The following is a 15,730-nucleotide window of genomic DNA, read 5'->3' as shown; positions in this document are numbered from 1 at the left end:
GATTTTAAGTCACCATGTTTCATTATGATGCAAGTGGATCCGTTTCTTTTTTCATTTCATCCTCTTCTGGTAAACGAATGAATTTAACAATCACCGCACTAGCTAGATAAAGGATCGCAAAAATCCATACAACCCCTTCTGCTCCAGCCGAACCGATAAAAGTCATGGCTATAGCAGGTGCAACGAATGAAGACAAACCGGCCGCAAAATTCAAAATAGACATGGCCGCTCCTTTGTCTTCACCTGCAACGGATGGAACCAATGCACCTATAGGTACATAACCAGCTAAACAAGCACCCCATATAAATCCAACAATACTAGTTGCAATGAGGTTTCCATTTGTGATCATTGGTGTGTAATATAATAGAAGGGTAAAAATAGCACAACCGACTCCACCAAACCAGATGATTGTATTTTTCCATCCGAATTTATCTCCAACGAAACCAAAAACCAAATTAAAAATAATGTTTCCTAAGAAGATCGTACCCCATAATTGTAACCAGACAGATGTTTCAATTCCATGTTCAGCCATATGCATGGGTAAGAAAACCGGAAATCCATATGATCCTACACTATTAATAATTCTTACAACACCACCAGCAGCAACTCTTGGATTTGTTTTCAAGATGGTGATGCCCTTTAAGAGCTCATTCACTGCTTCTTTTTTGCTAGATATCTGTTTCTTTTCAAATTTGTCTTTGTTGATGACTATAGCAAAAATCGTACCTAGGCATACCCAGAAAATAGAGGTCCATAATGTGTTGACATAACCTAGGTATTGAATAGCGTAGCTTGAATACCAAGAGCCAAGTACCATCATTCCAGCACAATAAGCTACCCAAAACCAACCGACAGCTGTGCTTAATTTATTTTTAGGTGATCGATAAATGACCCATGTTAAAAAAGAGTAAGCAAATAAAGGATAGCCGAAACCTTTAATAAAATAGGTGATAAGCATAACAGGATAATTCATACTTTCAAAACCAAAAGTGATAAATCCTGCAGTCCCAATAACATAAAACAATAATCCCATAGACATAGACTTCTTTGGTCCAAAAACATCTAAACAAACACCTGAAAACCAAGAAGAAAGAGCTATAGAAATTCCGTATACAGTAAAAATGGCCGCTGACTGCTGAACAGTCAATCCATTGTCAACTAAGAAAGGGCTTAACCAGCCAGCTTCAAGTCCGTCTCCCATCATAAAGAGCATAACACCTAAAAAACCCCAGCTTAAACTTTTAGGTATTCCAATTCTATCTAACATATATATCTCTCTTTTCTATCTTATTTGGATTTAAGCTATATTGGTCTTTGAAAAAGAACTGTTGAGCTTGTTTCCACTCCTCATACTTCCATTCATCGTAACTAGCCTCATTTGTAATCGCTTTGATATCGCCTGATAATACACTGTTTACCCCTAATGTCTTATTGCAGATAACGGCAGATCCGACAACGGATGCCTGATTGAACCCTTGATGAATGCGCACTTCTTTTTGAAGGAGATTAGCTACAAATTTCGTTAACGTTTCACTTTGAAAACCACCTCCACAAGCCCATACATATGGCAAATCGTAAGGAATCACTTCGCATAATTTGTCGAAATGCCATTTGACTGTACAAGCAATTTCCCATAGAGCTGAAGCTACAAAATGAGCACGGGTTAAGTTTTCTTCTAATGGTGTATTAAAAATGAAGCCACCTTTTTTCGTCGCATTTTTCTCATCTGTCAGATACATGCCTAACGTTGATACACAATCAATCGTCGTAAGCTTACTCATTTCCTCTTCCATTAGTTGATAACTCTCATTTGGGTAGAAAATATTTTTTAATTTCTGATAATTAAGCCCAGTTATTCCTGGGTTTGTTTCTAACAGCCATTGATTTTTATTCGTATGGGCATTTGTCCATGCTCTTCGTTTAGAATCCACACTATATTCATCAGTAATATGGCAAATAGGGGTGGTCGTTCCAGATACGATGATGACATCACCTTTTTCGGCAAACGTGCTTGCGATAGCCAGCTGTGTATCACCGCCTCCTACTACGATTAAAACCTTTTCGTCCAATCCCAGCATCTGAGCCATATTCGGTGTAATTTCACCAAGGATCGAACCAGACGATTTTAATTCGGGTAACAAGTCTACCGATATCCCGAATTGTTCACACAACTCCTCTGACCATTCTTGTTTCTGAACATCATATAGCAGTGTTTCGGTCGCTTGTGATGGCTCATAGACGAGCACGTCACTTAATTTATAGGCAACCCACTCACTGATGCTTGTAAAGTATTTAATTTTATCCCATAATTGCGGCTGCCTCTTTTGCAGGGCGACCAGCTTTAAAGCTGAAAACAATGCAGAGGGTAATCTACCTGCCCTTTCATAAATAAAAGGTTGATTTGAAAACTCCTTTTCCCATTCGCGGCCTCTATTATCAATATTAGGTAACCCGATAAACGAGTGCCCATCCTGATCCTGCAAAACAATTCCTTGCCGTTGACTAGTGGACGTTATTGCCTTGATTGAAATGTGCTGAGCTTTAGCCATCGCCTTTTTTGCTAATTGAATAAGCTGTTTCCAAAGTAATTCAGGTGAAAAGTATCGACTATCAGGATAAAGAGGTTCAATTTCATATTGTATATCCTCTCTCTCAATAGAGACGACTTCACCTGTTGTCTCAACGATAGCCACTCTTGCATTTCCAGTACCGATATCAAATACTAAATAACCTTCTTTTATAGCCATTTTTTTCACTCTTCTTTCTTATGACTTAACTTCTAGATTTTTTCTGTTATATAGAGTTGGAATCTGAAGAGTATGTTGTGTTGTCCACTTTGTTAACGCTTGGTTCATTATTGAGACGTGATGATCCTCAACCTCATAACTTGCGCCGGCAAGATGAGGAGTAGCTAATACATTGGGCAATTTAATTAATTCATAGTCACTTTGTTCAGGCGGCTCTTGATAAAACACATCTAATATCGCCCCCCTAATCTTTTGTGCTTTTAATACTTGTACAAGCGCATCTCTTTCAACCACGACAGCCCTTGACATATTTACAAAGATTGCCTCTTCTTTCATCAGTCCCAAAAAGTGTTCATTGATCATCCCGATCGTTTCCTCTGTTCTAGGGAGGTGTATGGATACCACATCACTTGTCGAAAAAACGTCTTCTAAAGAAGCCCGAACATGATTAGGATTATCACTCTCTACATAAGGGTCATAGTATTTTATCGAACATTGAAAACTTTCAAGAACCGCTGCAATTCGCTGGCCCACGGCCCCAAACCCCACCATTCCAATTGTTTTCCCAAAAATTTCATTTCCTTTAAACTTTAAATAGGCTTGGAGATAGTCTTCATTCCATTTTTCCTCCTTCAACCATTGATTGGAAGGAATGGTATGCCTTAAAAATGTAAGGAGATTACCGACAAATAATTCTGCAACAGCCTGAGCATTACGTGCTGGAGTGAAAAAGACGGGAAGTCCCCTTTTTGTTGCACCTTCCACATCAACATTAGAAGGCATGCCACGACACACACCCACAAATCTCAATTCAGGTACTTCAGCGAATACTTTTTCTGTTACTTGATCTAACTCAGTAATTAACCCCTCCGCCTTAGACTCTTTTAATAAAGAGATCAACTCTACTTCGTTATAGGCCCTTCCATTTTCCTTCCAAGGTTGATAGGTAGCCTTTCCAAATAACTCATTTAATTCCTTGATGCCCGCTTCGTTATATGGTGCTGTTACTAGAATGTTCATTTTTACATCTCTCTCCTTTTGTGTAACGACTTTACATGTCAGTAACTCACTTCTTAAAAATAAAAAAATCTCTTCCCGCTAAGACGGAAAGAGATAATTACTTCATAATATCGTTCTCACAACAATAAAATAAAAGGCCACTCTTTCTATCTTTCAAGCTTCGCTTGCTGGAATTGGCACAATAATGTTGCCGAGGCTTCAAAGGGCCAGTCCCTCCACCTCTCTTGATAGAAATTTTACAATATTATATTGGTTTAACTATTTTTTCAATTAATAGAATATACCAAATATAATGAATTTCAAAACGGAAGTCAATATTTATTTGAACTTTCTAAATATTCTCTCCGTATGATATAATCTATGAATCATTTTTTTCATGAAAGGATACTGACATGCAATCATATAAAGATATAGAAAATGGTGTAGTCCTTTCAGTCTGTTCTCTTGATTGCCCAGACCAATGTGGTTTACTTGTACACAAAGAGGATGGAAAAATCAAGAAAATTAGTGGTGACCCAAATCATCCAGTGACGAAAGGGAATATTTGCAACAAGGTTCGGAATATGGGTGAACGGATTTATGATAGCAAGAGAATTAAGACACCTTTAAAACGCGTGGGAAAAAAAGGTGAGGGGAATTTCGCCATTATTAGTTGGGAAGAAGCGATCGATACGATCACAAATCATTGGAAAAATCTTATTTCAGAGGAAGGGGCACAAACCATTCTTCCTTACAGTTTCTATGGGAATATGGGGAAACTCGCTGCAGAAGGAATGGATCGCCGTTTTTTTAACCGCCTCGGATCAAGTCAACTTGACCGGACCATCTGTTCAGTTGCTGGCTCAACAGGCTACCGCTACACAATGGGGGGGAGCTACGGTACAGACCCAGAAGAGATGACCGAAACTAAGTTATTCATCTTTTGGGGAATCAATGCTGTAAGTACAAATATGCATCAAGTAACAATCGCACAAAAAGCAAAAAAATCAGGAGCTAAAGTCATTGTTATTGACGTTCATAAAAATCAAACCGGACGAATGGCCGATTGGTTCATTCCCATTCTCCCAGGGACTGATGGTGCACTAGCATTAGGAATCATGCATATACTCTATAAAGAAAAGCTAGTGGATCGATCGTTTTTAGAGGAATATACGATTGGCTATGAAGAGCTAGAAGATCATCTTGAGCAATATCAGCCACACATGGTTTCTGACATAACAGGCGTTCCCGTAGAAGACATATACAAATTAGCTAGGATGTATGGGGCGATTTCCCCTTCAATGATTCGGATTGGAAATGGTCTTCAGCATCATGATAATGGCGGGATGAGCACTCGGACGATTGCCTGTTTACCTGCTTTAACAGGACAGTGGCTAGTAAAAGGGGGAGGTGCAGTTAAATCCAATTCAGGATTTCTCTCCTTTAATACCGCAGCTTTACAACGTCCTGATCTCAAAAAAACTAAAACACGTACAATTAATATGAATCAAATAGGGAAAGCATTGCTTGAACCGGACAACCCCATTCGCTCATTGTATGTCTATGGAAGTAACCCGGCTCTTGTTGCACCAGAGGCAAATAGAGTAAGAGAGGGTCTAGCCCGGGAAGATTTATTCACTGTCGTCCATGACTTGTTTATAACGGAGACAGCGAAGTTTGCAGACATTGTATTACCATCTACATCTGCCTTTGAAAATACAGATTTTTATACATCATACTGGCATAATTATATCCACTTACATGAGCCTATCATCGCACCCTATGGAGAAAGTAAATCGAACACAGCGGTATTCAGGCTACTTGCAAAAGCCATGGAATTTGACGAACAAACTCTTAAGGATGACGATGAAGAATTAATGAAACAAGCTCTAAACGATTTATCCAATCCTTATTTATCGGATATAACCTATGAGAAACTAAAAAATGAACGCTACATCAAAGCAAGTAAATTGACCGATTTGTTAAAGAATTTACAAACACCTAGTGGGAAAATCGAATTATATTCCAAAGTTATGGAAGAAGATGGATATCCAGCCCTTCCTACGTATATTCCATTAGTAGAAGAGCAGGATTACCCTCTCCAATTCATACCTGGACCGAACCATAACTTTTTAAACTCTACCTTTTCCAATAATGACAAACACATCACACTTGAAAAAGCACCTAAAATATTTATGAATCAAAAGGATGCAGATAATCGAGGAATAGAAGATGGTACAACTGTCCGTATCTGGAATGATCGTGGAGAATGCGAGCTAGTGGTTTCTGTAGGCGAACAGGTCCTTCCAGGCGTCGTAGTCAGTCAAGGTCTCTGGTCAGACATGCCTGGTAAAAAACAACTCGTTAATGCCTTGACTCCAGATCGTATTGCCGATATGGGCGGCGGAGCTACATTCTTTTCAGGGCGTGTGAATGTAGAAAGAATGAATAAGGATGTTTAATTTTTTATATCTTATCTTCCCTTCTTAAAATTTTTTTATGACTAATTAATAAAAAATAGCTTGAACCTTTTTTACTCAAAATACTCCTTTTAACATAAAATAGTCCCCTTTCCATTTATGGTTGGGGGACTTTCTAATGTATAAGAATCCTCAACAATAAACTATAGTTTGAAGTGAATTGAATAAATAATTGTTTCTAATAGCTCGCAAACAAAAAAGTTTTAGAATTAAGCTTCAACCTTAAGAAACCCTAACCTAACGACGAGGCAAAATGCATCTGGCTTTAAATGGAACGACAGGTTCGCTTTTTCTGGGAAATAATATTCATGAAAGGATGTGGATGTTGGATGTCTTTAGAATGGTTCGACAGAGTAAGCGGGGAATTGCAGGATCATCTTAAATCAATTTGTGAAAAATACGATCGAAATGGCAGTTTGATCGTGGAGCGAGGAGCTAAACATCCACGTATCGAATTTTATACAGAGTTGGATGACAATGAGAGGGATTATTTTTCCACTCTGTTTTTCGATCCCCATAATGAAGAATTTTATATGGAATCCTTTGATCCGGATTTAGGCCAGGTTAGCAAGGTGATCTTATCTGATATTGAAGATATCGTTGATGCTGTCCATGAAAGCTTCCATAACTATTTAGAAGGGGATGGCATAGAATATGAATATGATCTCGATGATGAATACGATGAAAATGAACTAATCGAAGAGACTGAGATGTACGAAATCGATGTGGAATGGGAAACACCTGAAGTGACAGCCTATATTCAAGAAAATGAAGTGGAGGTCACTTATCAATTCGGAGTTGTTCAGGAAACTGGAGATGGAGTGCTAAAACGGATTAACCGCATTCGGACAGCAGATGATGATCTGATAAAAGATGAAACAAACTTTATATTCAGTAAGGAAGAAGCTAGCACGATCATCGCTATGATAGCAAGCCATATGGATTCCCTCAGCGAAATGGATTAATAAAAAAAATCTAAAAACCTTGTCCATGATTAACATGGACAAGGTTTTATTAAACAAGAATAAGTTCGTATACCTCCGATAATTGAGTGACCCGTTCTGTATCACTAGCTTCCTTTGCATGCTCAATTTCCTGAGGCAGAATTCGATTAAGGAGTCTAGCTTCTTTGCCGGTAAGCTTATCGATAAGTTCTTCTTCAGAATGAAAGTGTCCATCCTTGATTTTATTATAAATTTCCTGCGCTTCAGGATATTGATCCGTATAGTTAGACAATATCTCACGTAAGTAACCAATCGTACGATCCATCATACCATCCCTCTCAACTATTAGGTGAAAGCTAACAAACTGCCTTTATACCTTCCCCCATTTTGTGATGAGAAATTCCTTGGTTTTTGGCCTCGTAATGAAAAAGGGGTATCCAAATCAATGATTAATCTTTTATTTCTTCATCCCAAAACAAATCATTTAACGTACGTGATAATGCTATACAAATACCAATGCACAAACTTAATGAGGGATTATACTTTCCGGATTCAATCAATCCTATCGTTTGTCTGGAAACACCGACAATCTTGGCTAGCTCATCTTGTGACAAATCCTTTTCCACTCTTGCAAGCTTCAGTTTTATATTTTTCAAAGGAACGCACCTACAATTTCTTATTATCTTCGCTATTTTTCATTCCAATTTTCTTCGCTAGCAAGTATATACCACCAAAAAACAGAAGTAAAATCGGCAAATAAATCATAACCGAAACACACCATACCAATACAAAATACCACAAGCCTTGAGAACTGCCATCTGCATAGGATACAGCACTATTCACCCCCATGATCGTAGCGATGATGAGAGCTAAACCAACCGTACCAAAAATGGTCTTCTTGCTCATCGGTGTTTTACTCGTACGGTCATGCATTTCTACTTCATCCCAGAATACGCCTAAGAAAATGGAACGAGCTAAATAATACACCCCTGATGCCAAAAGAATCACCAACTCCAGATATAATTCCCCGCTGCCTACACCATATTTATATATTTTGAAAAGTACGCTCAATAGACAAATGGCCATAATGACATGATACATTTCTTTATAAATTTTATTTCTTACATTCTCGATTCGTTCATCCGTGATTTTTTTAAATACTTTCATCATTAATCATCCTCCATTCACTTCTATTATATGATTTATTTAACATTTCGCAACATATATATTACATTTAATACTATATAAATTGCAAAGTGTATAAAAAAAAGGGACCCATACTTATGAATGGGTCCCTTTTAGGGGTTTACTCGTGAGTTTTGGGGATTTACTCGTAAGTTTCGAACTTTTACTCGTGAGTTTTCACCATTTACTCGTGAATTCATCATTTAAACAAAACCAAAGCAAAAACCCCATTTCCCCTTTATCCTCCCCTCCCAAAAACACGAACATTAAATCATTTTCACAATTTAATATTCACCTTTTTGTTGATTATCTATAATAAGTTTGCTATATTAACAAAGTAATAATCTTAAATATCATTACTCGTATATCCTCAGTAATATGGTCTGAGTGTCTCTACCTGGTTCCCATTGAAAGAACTAGACTACGAGTTAAAGTATTCGGCTGTTCGGCTTTTTTAGCAGCTTATGATTTAGCATTAGCTTCATTTTTGCTTAATTATCTATACTTTGACTTTCGTAGGTCTAGAAGGTAGAAATCATTCTACAGTTTCTAGACTTTTTTCTGTTGACCAAAACTACGAGGATAACAAACAACAAGGAGGAAAACATAAAGCAACAGTTTTTATAAAGGAAAGAAGCAAAGGAATATGTAGCATTATTAAACCAATTTTTAATATTCGTGTTAAATAATAATAGTATTGATATGTAGGAAGACATAGCTTTAGCTAATTGGCTCTTTTCAATTTTTTATTTTAGAGAAAAACTATCACTAAGGAGATTATTTATGAAAAACAATATGTTAAAAAAATACTCTTTATTAGGCATTATTACTTTACTGTTACTATCAGTAGTTGCAGGTTGTAATTCTACTTCAAAAACTGCAACTGAACAAAAAACTGCTCAAAGGCCTATTATAATTCAAGGTCCAATGCCAATCGAAGCTGAAAATTTCGCAAAAAGATTAGAAAATGTTAAAGAAGAAAAATCAGGAGATTTTGTATTTTACATTGGAACGTTAGACAATTATCCTGTAATAGTTGCAAAAACAGGCAAGGGAATGGAAAACACAGCAGCCGCTACAGCAGTTGCTATTGAAAAATTTAACCCTATCGCAATAATCAATCAAGGAACATCAGGGGGACATGATCCAAGTTTAAACGTTTTTGATATTGTTTTAGGAAAAAGAACGGTAAACATTGGTTCATTAAAAACAGCAGATAAGGCTGAAAACCAAGGAATTGATCCAACTATATGGAAACCTATGGACCTAATGGCTTCTGAAGGAAGTGCAGGAGAAGATCCAAATGCTGAAAAACCCCGTTTCTATGAGGGAGATAAGGATTTACTAGCAGCTGCTAATGCAGTTAAAGATAAATACACTAAGGGTAAGGTTGTCGAGGGTACTATAGGTTCTGCAGACGTTTGGAATAATGAAGTTGATAGAATTAAATGGTTCCATACTAAATACGGTACATCTGTAGAAGAAATGGAAGGTGCCTCCGCAGCACAAATTTCCAAAGCTTATGATGTACCATTCTTGGGTATTAGAGTACTATCTAATAATAAAGTGAATGGTGGTAAATACAACCCAAATACAGCAGTGACAAATCAAGAATATGTTTATGAAGTAGTTAAAAAATATATATCTACAATGCCAAGCAAATAATAGCTTTAATTGAATAAAGAAGAGCACATATTGTACATGACAATATGTGCTCTTCTTTATTTAGGCCAATAGTAAAGTCGTTACGATTATCATAACTTCACTTATCATTAAATAGCGGGTACTATTCATTTCTTTTTACTCATCTATTTCAATGGGGGTTTGTCATATATTTTCCTGAAATTCTCTTTCTTCACTGGTAATCACTCCATATTTAAAGACAATAATTCATGCAATCGATTAAAAGACTCTTGATCTTTAAAAGTTCATGAAGTCTAAGGTTTGCCAATTTACAGGACAATACGATAAAGCGAAGCAAAAAAACACCACAAATATCGATTTGCTTGTCTGCAAAAACGGATTGTGGCTCTACCATGCTAACAATTCCCACTATTTCTTATATTACGGATATATGAGGTTTTCCTTCCCCTTTTTCACTAACCTTTTCAATTTTCTCAACAAACATTTGGAAAACTTTTCTCTTTTCTTCCAGTTCTTTTATTGATCCTTTCAATTCGTTCACTTTTTGTTCAAAAGGTTTATGATAGAGCTCGCGAATGTTTCGAATAATTTCATCATTAATAGTGGATTGTACAACTTGTTTGGTGATATTGAATTTGTAGGAATAAACCTTAAGTTCAAGTTTAACTTCTTCATATTCTTTTTCTATCGCATTTAATAATTCACTAATTTCTTCTTTCCATTCACCTAAAGACTTTTTCACATGTTCCTCCAACTTTACTCCCCCTCTTTCACTGTAAAAAAACTTCTACATAAAAACTCATTTTACCAATTCTTCATTTCGGTTTCTTTTCTGGTTAATTACTTAACAAATAAATTTTTATTAAAAAAAGATAACAGTGCACCCCACTCTTCAATAAAATGGAAAATATTGAAATCCTTTTTATTTAAAATAGTACCTGCCATTTCATTGGTTACATTTGGGGGATTTTTTATATAGGGGGACACCTTATTCCTCCTTGCTAAATGTTAAGCTGAGGCTATTTAATGTGTAGAGTCTAGCGGTAAAAATGAATAAATCATTGTAGTTATTTTCTACGTACTCTTCTATAATGCTCATCCCTTTTCTAAATCTATCAACTAATAAATGAGTGTAGTTTTCATCCCAGGTAAACCGATTGATTCTCAGAAGCTCATCTGCTAATACTTGAAACTTATACTCCTCAACAAGAAGTTTTAATTGATACACTTTATCTGTATGTAAACAAAAGATATTGTTTTTAGTTTCATGATGTTTATGAACAAATTTAATGAAACCATTTATATTTTTAGCCAACATATTCGCTATTTGCATCTCGAAGTTCATTTCTCCATCTCCTCACTGTCTAAAATCTAATACATTACTATGAAGAGTGTATGTTTTGAGATGATATTTTAACACCAACAATAGGAAAGTAGCAGTTGATGAACTGACCAGTTGAAACTATTTGGAGTTGAAAAAATCGATTCTAAAAAATTTAAAGGTGTGACAAAAAAAAAAGAATAAGAATTTAATAGAGTGGATAGACTAATAAAAAAGGAGTGGGAGATTATGGAGATTAAAACTAAAGAAGCAACGAAAGAAATGTGGAGAGAAATTAATGATTGTATAACTCGAATAATTGATGAAAAACATGATTTATCTTTTCAGAAGAAGAGCAATGATAATTATATGAATCTATATATTCAAACAGCCGTATTACACACCTTATTTGGACTTTCAGATGAACTTAGGAAGATTGAAAGGAAATATACCGAATTGTGATGTTTCTTGAAAAGTCATGGCTAAATTTAACTTTATGGTGGATTAGGATAAAAAATTCCCCAAGAGAGCCTTTAATACCAAAACAAAATCCTTTCTTTCCTAATCCACGTTTTCTTTTCGTCCCTATATATACCTCTTTGTTATCCCATCCAAAATCCATTTTACTTTCCTCCCCTTTAATTTATTAGTTGCAGTATATGCTTTTAAATGAAACCAAAAAGGCCCCTTATTTTTTTCCTTAAAACCGATGTTTTTGGTAATATCTTATGAACAAAAAAAAGAACCCCTCAACAGTGTTGTGTGAGATTCATGAACATTAGTATTTATTGCTGCCAACTAAACTTTTTTAGGTTTTCCTTTTCCAAACGAACACTCCTTTCTGCATATATTGAATCAATATATTCTAGTGGGGCTGTCTCAAAAGTTCATTTATCTTTTGAGACAGCCCCCTTTAAAATTAGGTTTCAACGTGATTAGATTCCCGGTGTAGATGAACTTTCAGGAATATTTTCATAGTCTGATGGATTAAGATTATGAACCGATCCATCTGTTACACCATTGATAATACCCATTAGACCCGTTTCAACTGTTTTTACTAGCTGGCCTTTCTTTTTTTGCCCAAAGTTTTGTGTTTGTCCACTAACTTCAAATTTATAAAATTTCCGTCAACTTCTATTAAACTTCGTGAGATTAAAAAGCAACTGCTTGCTACGTACAACGGAGGACAAGGTTAATAACAAATTTAGTAAATCTTGAAAACTACTATGACTCTGTGTCACAATCAAAAAGAGATACGCAGATTTACTTGTGACGTTAAGACAGACCTGGGCAACCCGCTGAAATGAAAGGTTGAACCATTTCTTCTCTGCAGGTGACGGACTCACACACCATGTACTCAATTACAAATAAGGAGGACATAAATCATGAGGACAATGAAACTTGGAAACAGTACATTAGAGGTGCCGGTCGTTTCAGTCGGCTGCATGCGAATCAATTCGTTGGACAAAGCGGAGGCTGAGCACTTTGTACAAACGGCGATGGAAGAGGGTGCGAACTTCTTCGACCATGCTGATATTTATGGCAGTGGCGAATGTGAGGAAATATTCGCGGATGCCATCGCAATGAACGCGGGCATTCGTGAAAAGATCATCCTGCAATCTAAGTGCGGCATACGTAAGGGGATGTTTGATTTTTCCAAAGAACATATCCTCGAATCGGTGGACGCAAGCTTGAAGCGGCTGAAAACGGATTATCTGGATATTCTGCTTCTCCACCGTCCGGATACGTTAGTAGAGCCGGAAGAAGTAGCGGAGGCCTTCGATATTCTTGAAAGCTCAGGAAAAGTGCGCCATTTTGGCGTTTCCAACCAGAATCCGATGCAGATCCAGTTGCTGAAGAAGTCAGTGAAGCAGACGATTGTGGCAAACCAACTGCAATTAAGCATCACCAACGCCAACATGATCTCCAATGGATTTAATGTAAATATGGACAATGACCACGCTGTGAACCGGGACGGCAGTGTGCTGGATTTTTGCAGACTGAACGATATCACCATTCAGCCTTGGTCACCTTTCCAATACGGATTCTTTGAGGGAGTATTCCTTGGAAACGACAAGTTCCCTGAATTGAATCAAAAGATTAATGAAATCGCGGACAAATATGAGGTTAGCAACACGACTATCGTCATTGCATGGCTTTTACGCCATCCCGCACACATGCAACCAGTCATCGGTACGATGAATGAAGGCCGGTTAAAGGATTGTTGTAAGGCAAGCGATATTCATCTTACTCGCGAAGAATGGTATGGTATCTATCGTGAGGCAGGCAATGTGCTGCCTTAAAACATGCAAATCAACCTTTATTCTGTGCTATGAAGATCAAATCTATAATAAAGAAGCCCCTTCACGGCCAAATAACAAAGCACCCTCAAGTCTTCATTGACCAAAGGGTACTTTGTTTTTGACTAGACTCAGCCAAAAAGACCAATGGGTTTCCCTTAGGATAGTATCCGGGTTGTTTTTGGGGTAAACAGGGGTGAAGCTGAGTAGCATGTTATTAGGAAGGTTGTTTTACTATCCAACAATAAAAGAGCAGGGATTTCCCCTGCCATTAAATGAGTGAAAAATATTATATAATTCCTGTATTAGGGTATTTATAATACGCTAATTAATATGTCTATCATTCAATTTATATTTATAGGCCAATAATAAAATAGTAGAGTCGTTACGATTATCATAGCTCCACTAATCATTAAATAGGCTGGGTATCTACGAGTAATATTCATTTCTTTTTTCTCATCTATTTCAATGGGAGTTTGTAATATATTTTCCTGAAATTCTCTTTCTTCTTTGGTAATCACTCCATATTTAGAGCCAATAATTAATGCGCTTATGCTTAGGATTAAACCAATAATCACAGGGTTAAAGTATACAGGAAGGTTAACTCCGAACATGCCTAAGCCTTCACCAAGAATAACACCAAAGAAACCAAAAATTATACTCCAGAAGGCACCTTCTTTTGTTAATTTTTTTGAAAATACGCTTGCAAAAGCTATTGGACCCCACGAAGCTGCAAATAATGTAGCAGCAAAGTAGCCAATCCACATAACTGCAGGTGGTTGCAACAAACCAATTAATAAAATAACTAAGCTAATAATAACCATGGAAATTCGACTGGCACGTAAAAGGTATTTATCTGTGTATTCCTTATTTCTTGATTGTTCCATGATATCTCGTGTTATACTGCTCCCTATTATCTGAAGGAAACTCGAACAGGAAGATAAGGCAGCAGCCATGATTCCACTAACAATAATAACCCCGAGCCACGTAGGGACAATATTCATAGCTGCCCATATAAATACCTTTTCAGTTGGTGCGATATCTGCTTTGATGGTGGTAATAGTTGAAATGCTAATATGGAGAAATAGATAGACTGTCAAAATTGATATTGTTGCCCAAACACCAGCACGAATCGCTACGTGTTCATTTTTAGCCATTAAATATCGGCTACTTTGCCATGGACTTACGGCAATGACTATTCCCCAAACTAAGCCCATAATAACTGCCCAGGCCAATGCTTCCCAAGGAGTTCCCATAGAGGCACCTGGTCCTGTAATACCATGCCAACTTAATAAATCAGGCCTTTCAGCTAGATTCGCTGCCTTTGTAATGGCATTAGGAAATCCACCTGCAGATTTAATAATATAAGGAAAACTAAGATAAGTAGCGATTGAGAATAAAAAGAACATGACAGTATCATTTACCATAACGCCTTTCGCCCCAGATAGGATCGTAAATGATGAATAGACTAGCCACATGATTATCAAGGCTATCGGATATGAAACACCAGAAACCTCTGCCAACAAAACCGCAGCTCCTTGAGTAACAGCAACCAAGTATGCAGATATGCCAAGAATTGTAGTAATAGCAGCTGCCAGTCGTACTTTCTTGGAATGAAAGCGATTACCAAAATATTCAGGAACCGTTAATGATTTGCTTCTTCTTAAATATCTTCCAAAAAGGAAAACCCCGAATATATAGCCACTTGCATTAAAGATAACAAGGATAAGTAGCAGGATAGGATACCCTTCATAGGAAAATCCCGCTTCCCCCATAAATGATACGGTGCTTAAGAAAGAAGCAACAAGAGTACCAGTAATCATCAATGTGTTTCCACTTCGTCCCGACACATAATATTCTTCAGAACTTTTCACTTTTCTGAATAAAAAAATACCGATTGATACATAAACACAAAAGGATACGATGATTCCTATGAGGAAAGCCATTTACACCCCCACCTTTTCAATCGGACTTTTTTCTTTTATTGCCTCTTGATTTCTCTTCATTTTAATCAGAAAAACGTTTGTGATCCACCCCATGACAATTAACGAACCCCCATAACTCAAGCTAAAAATTAACTCTCCCATTTGTTGACCCCCTTAACAATATT

16 protein-coding genes and 2 riboswitches are annotated in these 15,730 nt (G+C 36.9%); of the genes, 5 read left to right on the top strand and 11 right to left on the bottom strand.

The window, feature by feature from the left end:
* Positions 1–22: 22 nt before the first annotated feature.
* The 3 genes from JFU50_RS15365 to JFU50_RS15355 are packed head-to-tail and all read right to left on the bottom strand — an operon-like array spanning position 23 to position 3,767.
* Entirely contained in the window at positions 23–1,267 is a 1,245-nt protein-coding gene (locus tag JFU50_RS15365; protein ID WP_201186508.1) for an MFS transporter, read from the bottom strand.
* Positions 1,257–2,747, bottom strand: a complete 1,491-nt coding sequence (locus JFU50_RS15360) for an FGGY-family carbohydrate kinase (protein WP_201223219.1) — start codon at positions 2,745–2,747, stop codon at positions 1,257–1,259. The genes JFU50_RS15365 and JFU50_RS15360 overlap by 11 nt, the downstream gene beginning before the upstream one ends.
* A gap of 18 nt (positions 2,748–2,765) precedes the next feature.
* Positions 2,766–3,767 carry a 2-hydroxyacid dehydrogenase gene (locus JFU50_RS15355; RefSeq protein ID WP_201223217.1) on the bottom strand — a complete coding sequence of 334 codons (1,002 nt, stop codon included), beginning with the start codon at positions 3,765–3,767 and terminating at the stop codon, positions 2,766–2,768.
* Between the two features lie 143 nt (positions 3,768–3,910).
* A riboswitch (SAM riboswitch) is annotated at positions 3,911–4,001 on the bottom strand.
* A 158-nt stretch (positions 4,002–4,159) separates the two neighbouring features.
* Between JFU50_RS15355 and JFU50_RS15350 the strand changes: the two genes are divergently transcribed.
* The gene (locus tag JFU50_RS15350; protein WP_201223216.1) at positions 4,160–6,208 is read left to right on the top strand and encodes a molybdopterin oxidoreductase family protein; all 2,049 of its coding nucleotides are present in this window, start codon (positions 4,160–4,162) and stop codon (positions 6,206–6,208) included.
* A 347-nt stretch (positions 6,209–6,555) separates the two neighbouring features.
* Positions 6,556–7,191, top strand: coding sequence for a hypothetical protein (locus tag JFU50_RS15345; protein WP_201223215.1), 636 nt, complete (start codon positions 6,556–6,558; stop codon positions 7,189–7,191).
* Positions 7,192–7,240: 49 nt separating this feature from the next.
* Here JFU50_RS15345 and JFU50_RS15340 read toward each other — a convergent pair whose 3' ends face one another.
* The 3 genes from JFU50_RS15340 to JFU50_RS15330 all read right to left on the bottom strand — a co-directional run bounded on the left by JFU50_RS15340 (position 7,241) and on the right by JFU50_RS15330 (position 8,340).
* The gene (locus JFU50_RS15340) at positions 7,241–7,495 is read right to left on the bottom strand and encodes a sporulation protein (RefSeq protein ID WP_201186517.1); all 255 of its coding nucleotides are present in this window, start codon (positions 7,493–7,495) and stop codon (positions 7,241–7,243) included.
* A 124-nt stretch (positions 7,496–7,619) separates the two neighbouring features.
* A complete protein-coding gene (locus JFU50_RS15335) occupies positions 7,620–7,826 on the bottom strand; it encodes a helix-turn-helix transcriptional regulator (protein WP_053347568.1) in 207 nt (68 codons plus the stop codon).
* 10 nt (positions 7,827–7,836) lie between these two features.
* The gene (locus JFU50_RS15330) at positions 7,837–8,340 is read right to left on the bottom strand and encodes a DUF6773 family protein (protein ID WP_190270940.1); all 504 of its coding nucleotides are present in this window, start codon (positions 8,338–8,340) and stop codon (positions 7,837–7,839) included.
* A gap of 355 nt (positions 8,341–8,695) precedes the next feature.
* Positions 8,696–8,799, top strand: a riboswitch (purine riboswitch).
* 339 nt (positions 8,800–9,138) lie between these two features.
* Between JFU50_RS15330 and JFU50_RS15325 the strand changes: the two genes are divergently transcribed.
* The gene (locus tag JFU50_RS15325) at positions 9,139–10,020 is read left to right on the top strand and encodes a 5'-methylthioadenosine/S-adenosylhomocysteine nucleosidase (protein WP_201223214.1); all 882 of its coding nucleotides are present in this window, start codon (positions 9,139–9,141) and stop codon (positions 10,018–10,020) included.
* Positions 10,021–10,414: 394 nt separating this feature from the next.
* Here JFU50_RS15325 and JFU50_RS15320 read toward each other — a convergent pair whose 3' ends face one another.
* The 3 genes from JFU50_RS15320 to JFU50_RS15310 all read right to left on the bottom strand — a co-directional run bounded on the left by JFU50_RS15320 (position 10,415) and on the right by JFU50_RS15310 (position 11,344).
* A complete protein-coding gene (locus JFU50_RS15320) occupies positions 10,415–10,753 on the bottom strand; it encodes a hypothetical protein (protein ID WP_201223213.1) in 339 nt (112 codons plus the stop codon).
* An 86-nt stretch (positions 10,754–10,839) separates the two neighbouring features.
* Complete coding sequence (locus JFU50_RS15315; protein ID WP_201223212.1) at positions 10,840–10,986, bottom strand: hypothetical protein; 147 nt, start codon at positions 10,984–10,986, stop codon at positions 10,840–10,842.
* Between the two features lies 1 nt (position 10,987).
* Positions 10,988–11,344: a hypothetical protein gene (locus JFU50_RS15310; RefSeq protein ID WP_201186531.1), complete on the bottom strand. Its 357-nt coding sequence runs from the start codon at positions 11,342–11,344 to the stop codon at positions 10,988–10,990.
* Between the two features lie 225 nt (positions 11,345–11,569).
* Between JFU50_RS15310 and JFU50_RS15305 the strand changes: the two genes are divergently transcribed.
* Positions 11,570–11,782, top strand: coding sequence for a hypothetical protein (locus tag JFU50_RS15305; protein WP_201223211.1), 213 nt, complete (start codon positions 11,570–11,572; stop codon positions 11,780–11,782).
* Between the two features lie 923 nt (positions 11,783–12,705).
* The gene (locus tag JFU50_RS15295) at positions 12,706–13,623 is read left to right on the top strand and encodes an aldo/keto reductase (RefSeq protein WP_201223210.1); all 918 of its coding nucleotides are present in this window, start codon (positions 12,706–12,708) and stop codon (positions 13,621–13,623) included.
* A gap of 341 nt (positions 13,624–13,964) precedes the next feature.
* Here the strand turns inward: JFU50_RS15295 and JFU50_RS15290 are convergent, their stop codons facing one another.
* Together JFU50_RS15290 and JFU50_RS15285 are read right to left on the bottom strand one after the other, a co-directional pair.
* The gene (locus tag JFU50_RS15290; RefSeq protein ID WP_201223208.1) at positions 13,965–15,566 is read right to left on the bottom strand and encodes a sodium:solute symporter family protein; all 1,602 of its coding nucleotides are present in this window, start codon (positions 15,564–15,566) and stop codon (positions 13,965–13,967) included.
* Positions 15,567–15,707 carry a hypothetical protein gene (locus tag JFU50_RS15285; protein WP_201223206.1) on the bottom strand — a complete coding sequence of 47 codons (141 nt, stop codon included), beginning with the start codon at positions 15,705–15,707 and terminating at the stop codon, positions 15,567–15,569.
* Positions 15,708–15,730: the final 23 nt, after the last annotated feature.

The organism is Peribacillus sp. TH14 (assembly GCF_016651145.1).
Taxonomy (GTDB): domain Bacteria; phylum Bacillota; class Bacilli; order Bacillales; family DSM-1321; genus Peribacillus; species Peribacillus butanolivorans.
This window is presented reverse-complemented; position numbering and strand designations above follow the sequence as displayed.

Bases quoted from the DNA above. Each gene is read 5' to 3' on its own strand.
- JFU50_RS15365 (WP_201186508.1), bottom strand. From the start codon at position 1,267: ATGTTAGATAGAATTGGAATACCTAAAAGTTTAAGCTGGGGTTTTTTA.
- JFU50_RS15360 (WP_201223219.1), bottom strand. From the start codon at position 2,747: ATGGCTATAAAAGAAGGTTATTTAGTATTTGATATCGGTACTGGAAAT.
- JFU50_RS15355 (WP_201223217.1), bottom strand. From the start codon at position 3,767: ATGAACATTCTAGTAACAGCACCATATAACGAAGCGGGCATCAAGGAA.
- JFU50_RS15350 (WP_201223216.1), top strand. From the start codon at position 4,160: ATGCAATCATATAAAGATATAGAAAATGGTGTAGTCCTTTCAGTCTGT.
- JFU50_RS15345 (WP_201223215.1), top strand. From the start codon at position 6,556: ATGTCTTTAGAATGGTTCGACAGAGTAAGCGGGGAATTGCAGGATCAT.
- JFU50_RS15340 (WP_201186517.1), bottom strand. From the start codon at position 7,495: ATGGATCGTACGATTGGTTACTTACGTGAGATATTGTCTAACTATACG.
- JFU50_RS15330 (WP_190270940.1), bottom strand. From the start codon at position 8,340: ATGATGAAAGTATTTAAAAAAATCACGGATGAACGAATCGAGAATGTA.
- JFU50_RS15325 (WP_201223214.1), top strand. From the start codon at position 9,139: ATGAAAAACAATATGTTAAAAAAATACTCTTTATTAGGCATTATTACT.
- JFU50_RS15310 (WP_201186531.1), bottom strand. From the start codon at position 11,344: ATGAACTTCGAGATGCAAATAGCGAATATGTTGGCTAAAAATATAAAT.
- JFU50_RS15305 (WP_201223211.1), top strand. From the start codon at position 11,570: ATGGAGATTAAAACTAAAGAAGCAACGAAAGAAATGTGGAGAGAAATT.
- JFU50_RS15295 (WP_201223210.1), top strand. From the start codon at position 12,706: ATGAGGACAATGAAACTTGGAAACAGTACATTAGAGGTGCCGGTCGTT.
- JFU50_RS15290 (WP_201223208.1), bottom strand. From the start codon at position 15,566: ATGGCTTTCCTCATAGGAATCATCGTATCCTTTTGTGTTTATGTATCA.
- JFU50_RS15285 (WP_201223206.1), bottom strand. From the start codon at position 15,707: ATGGGAGAGTTAATTTTTAGCTTGAGTTATGGGGGTTCGTTAATTGTC.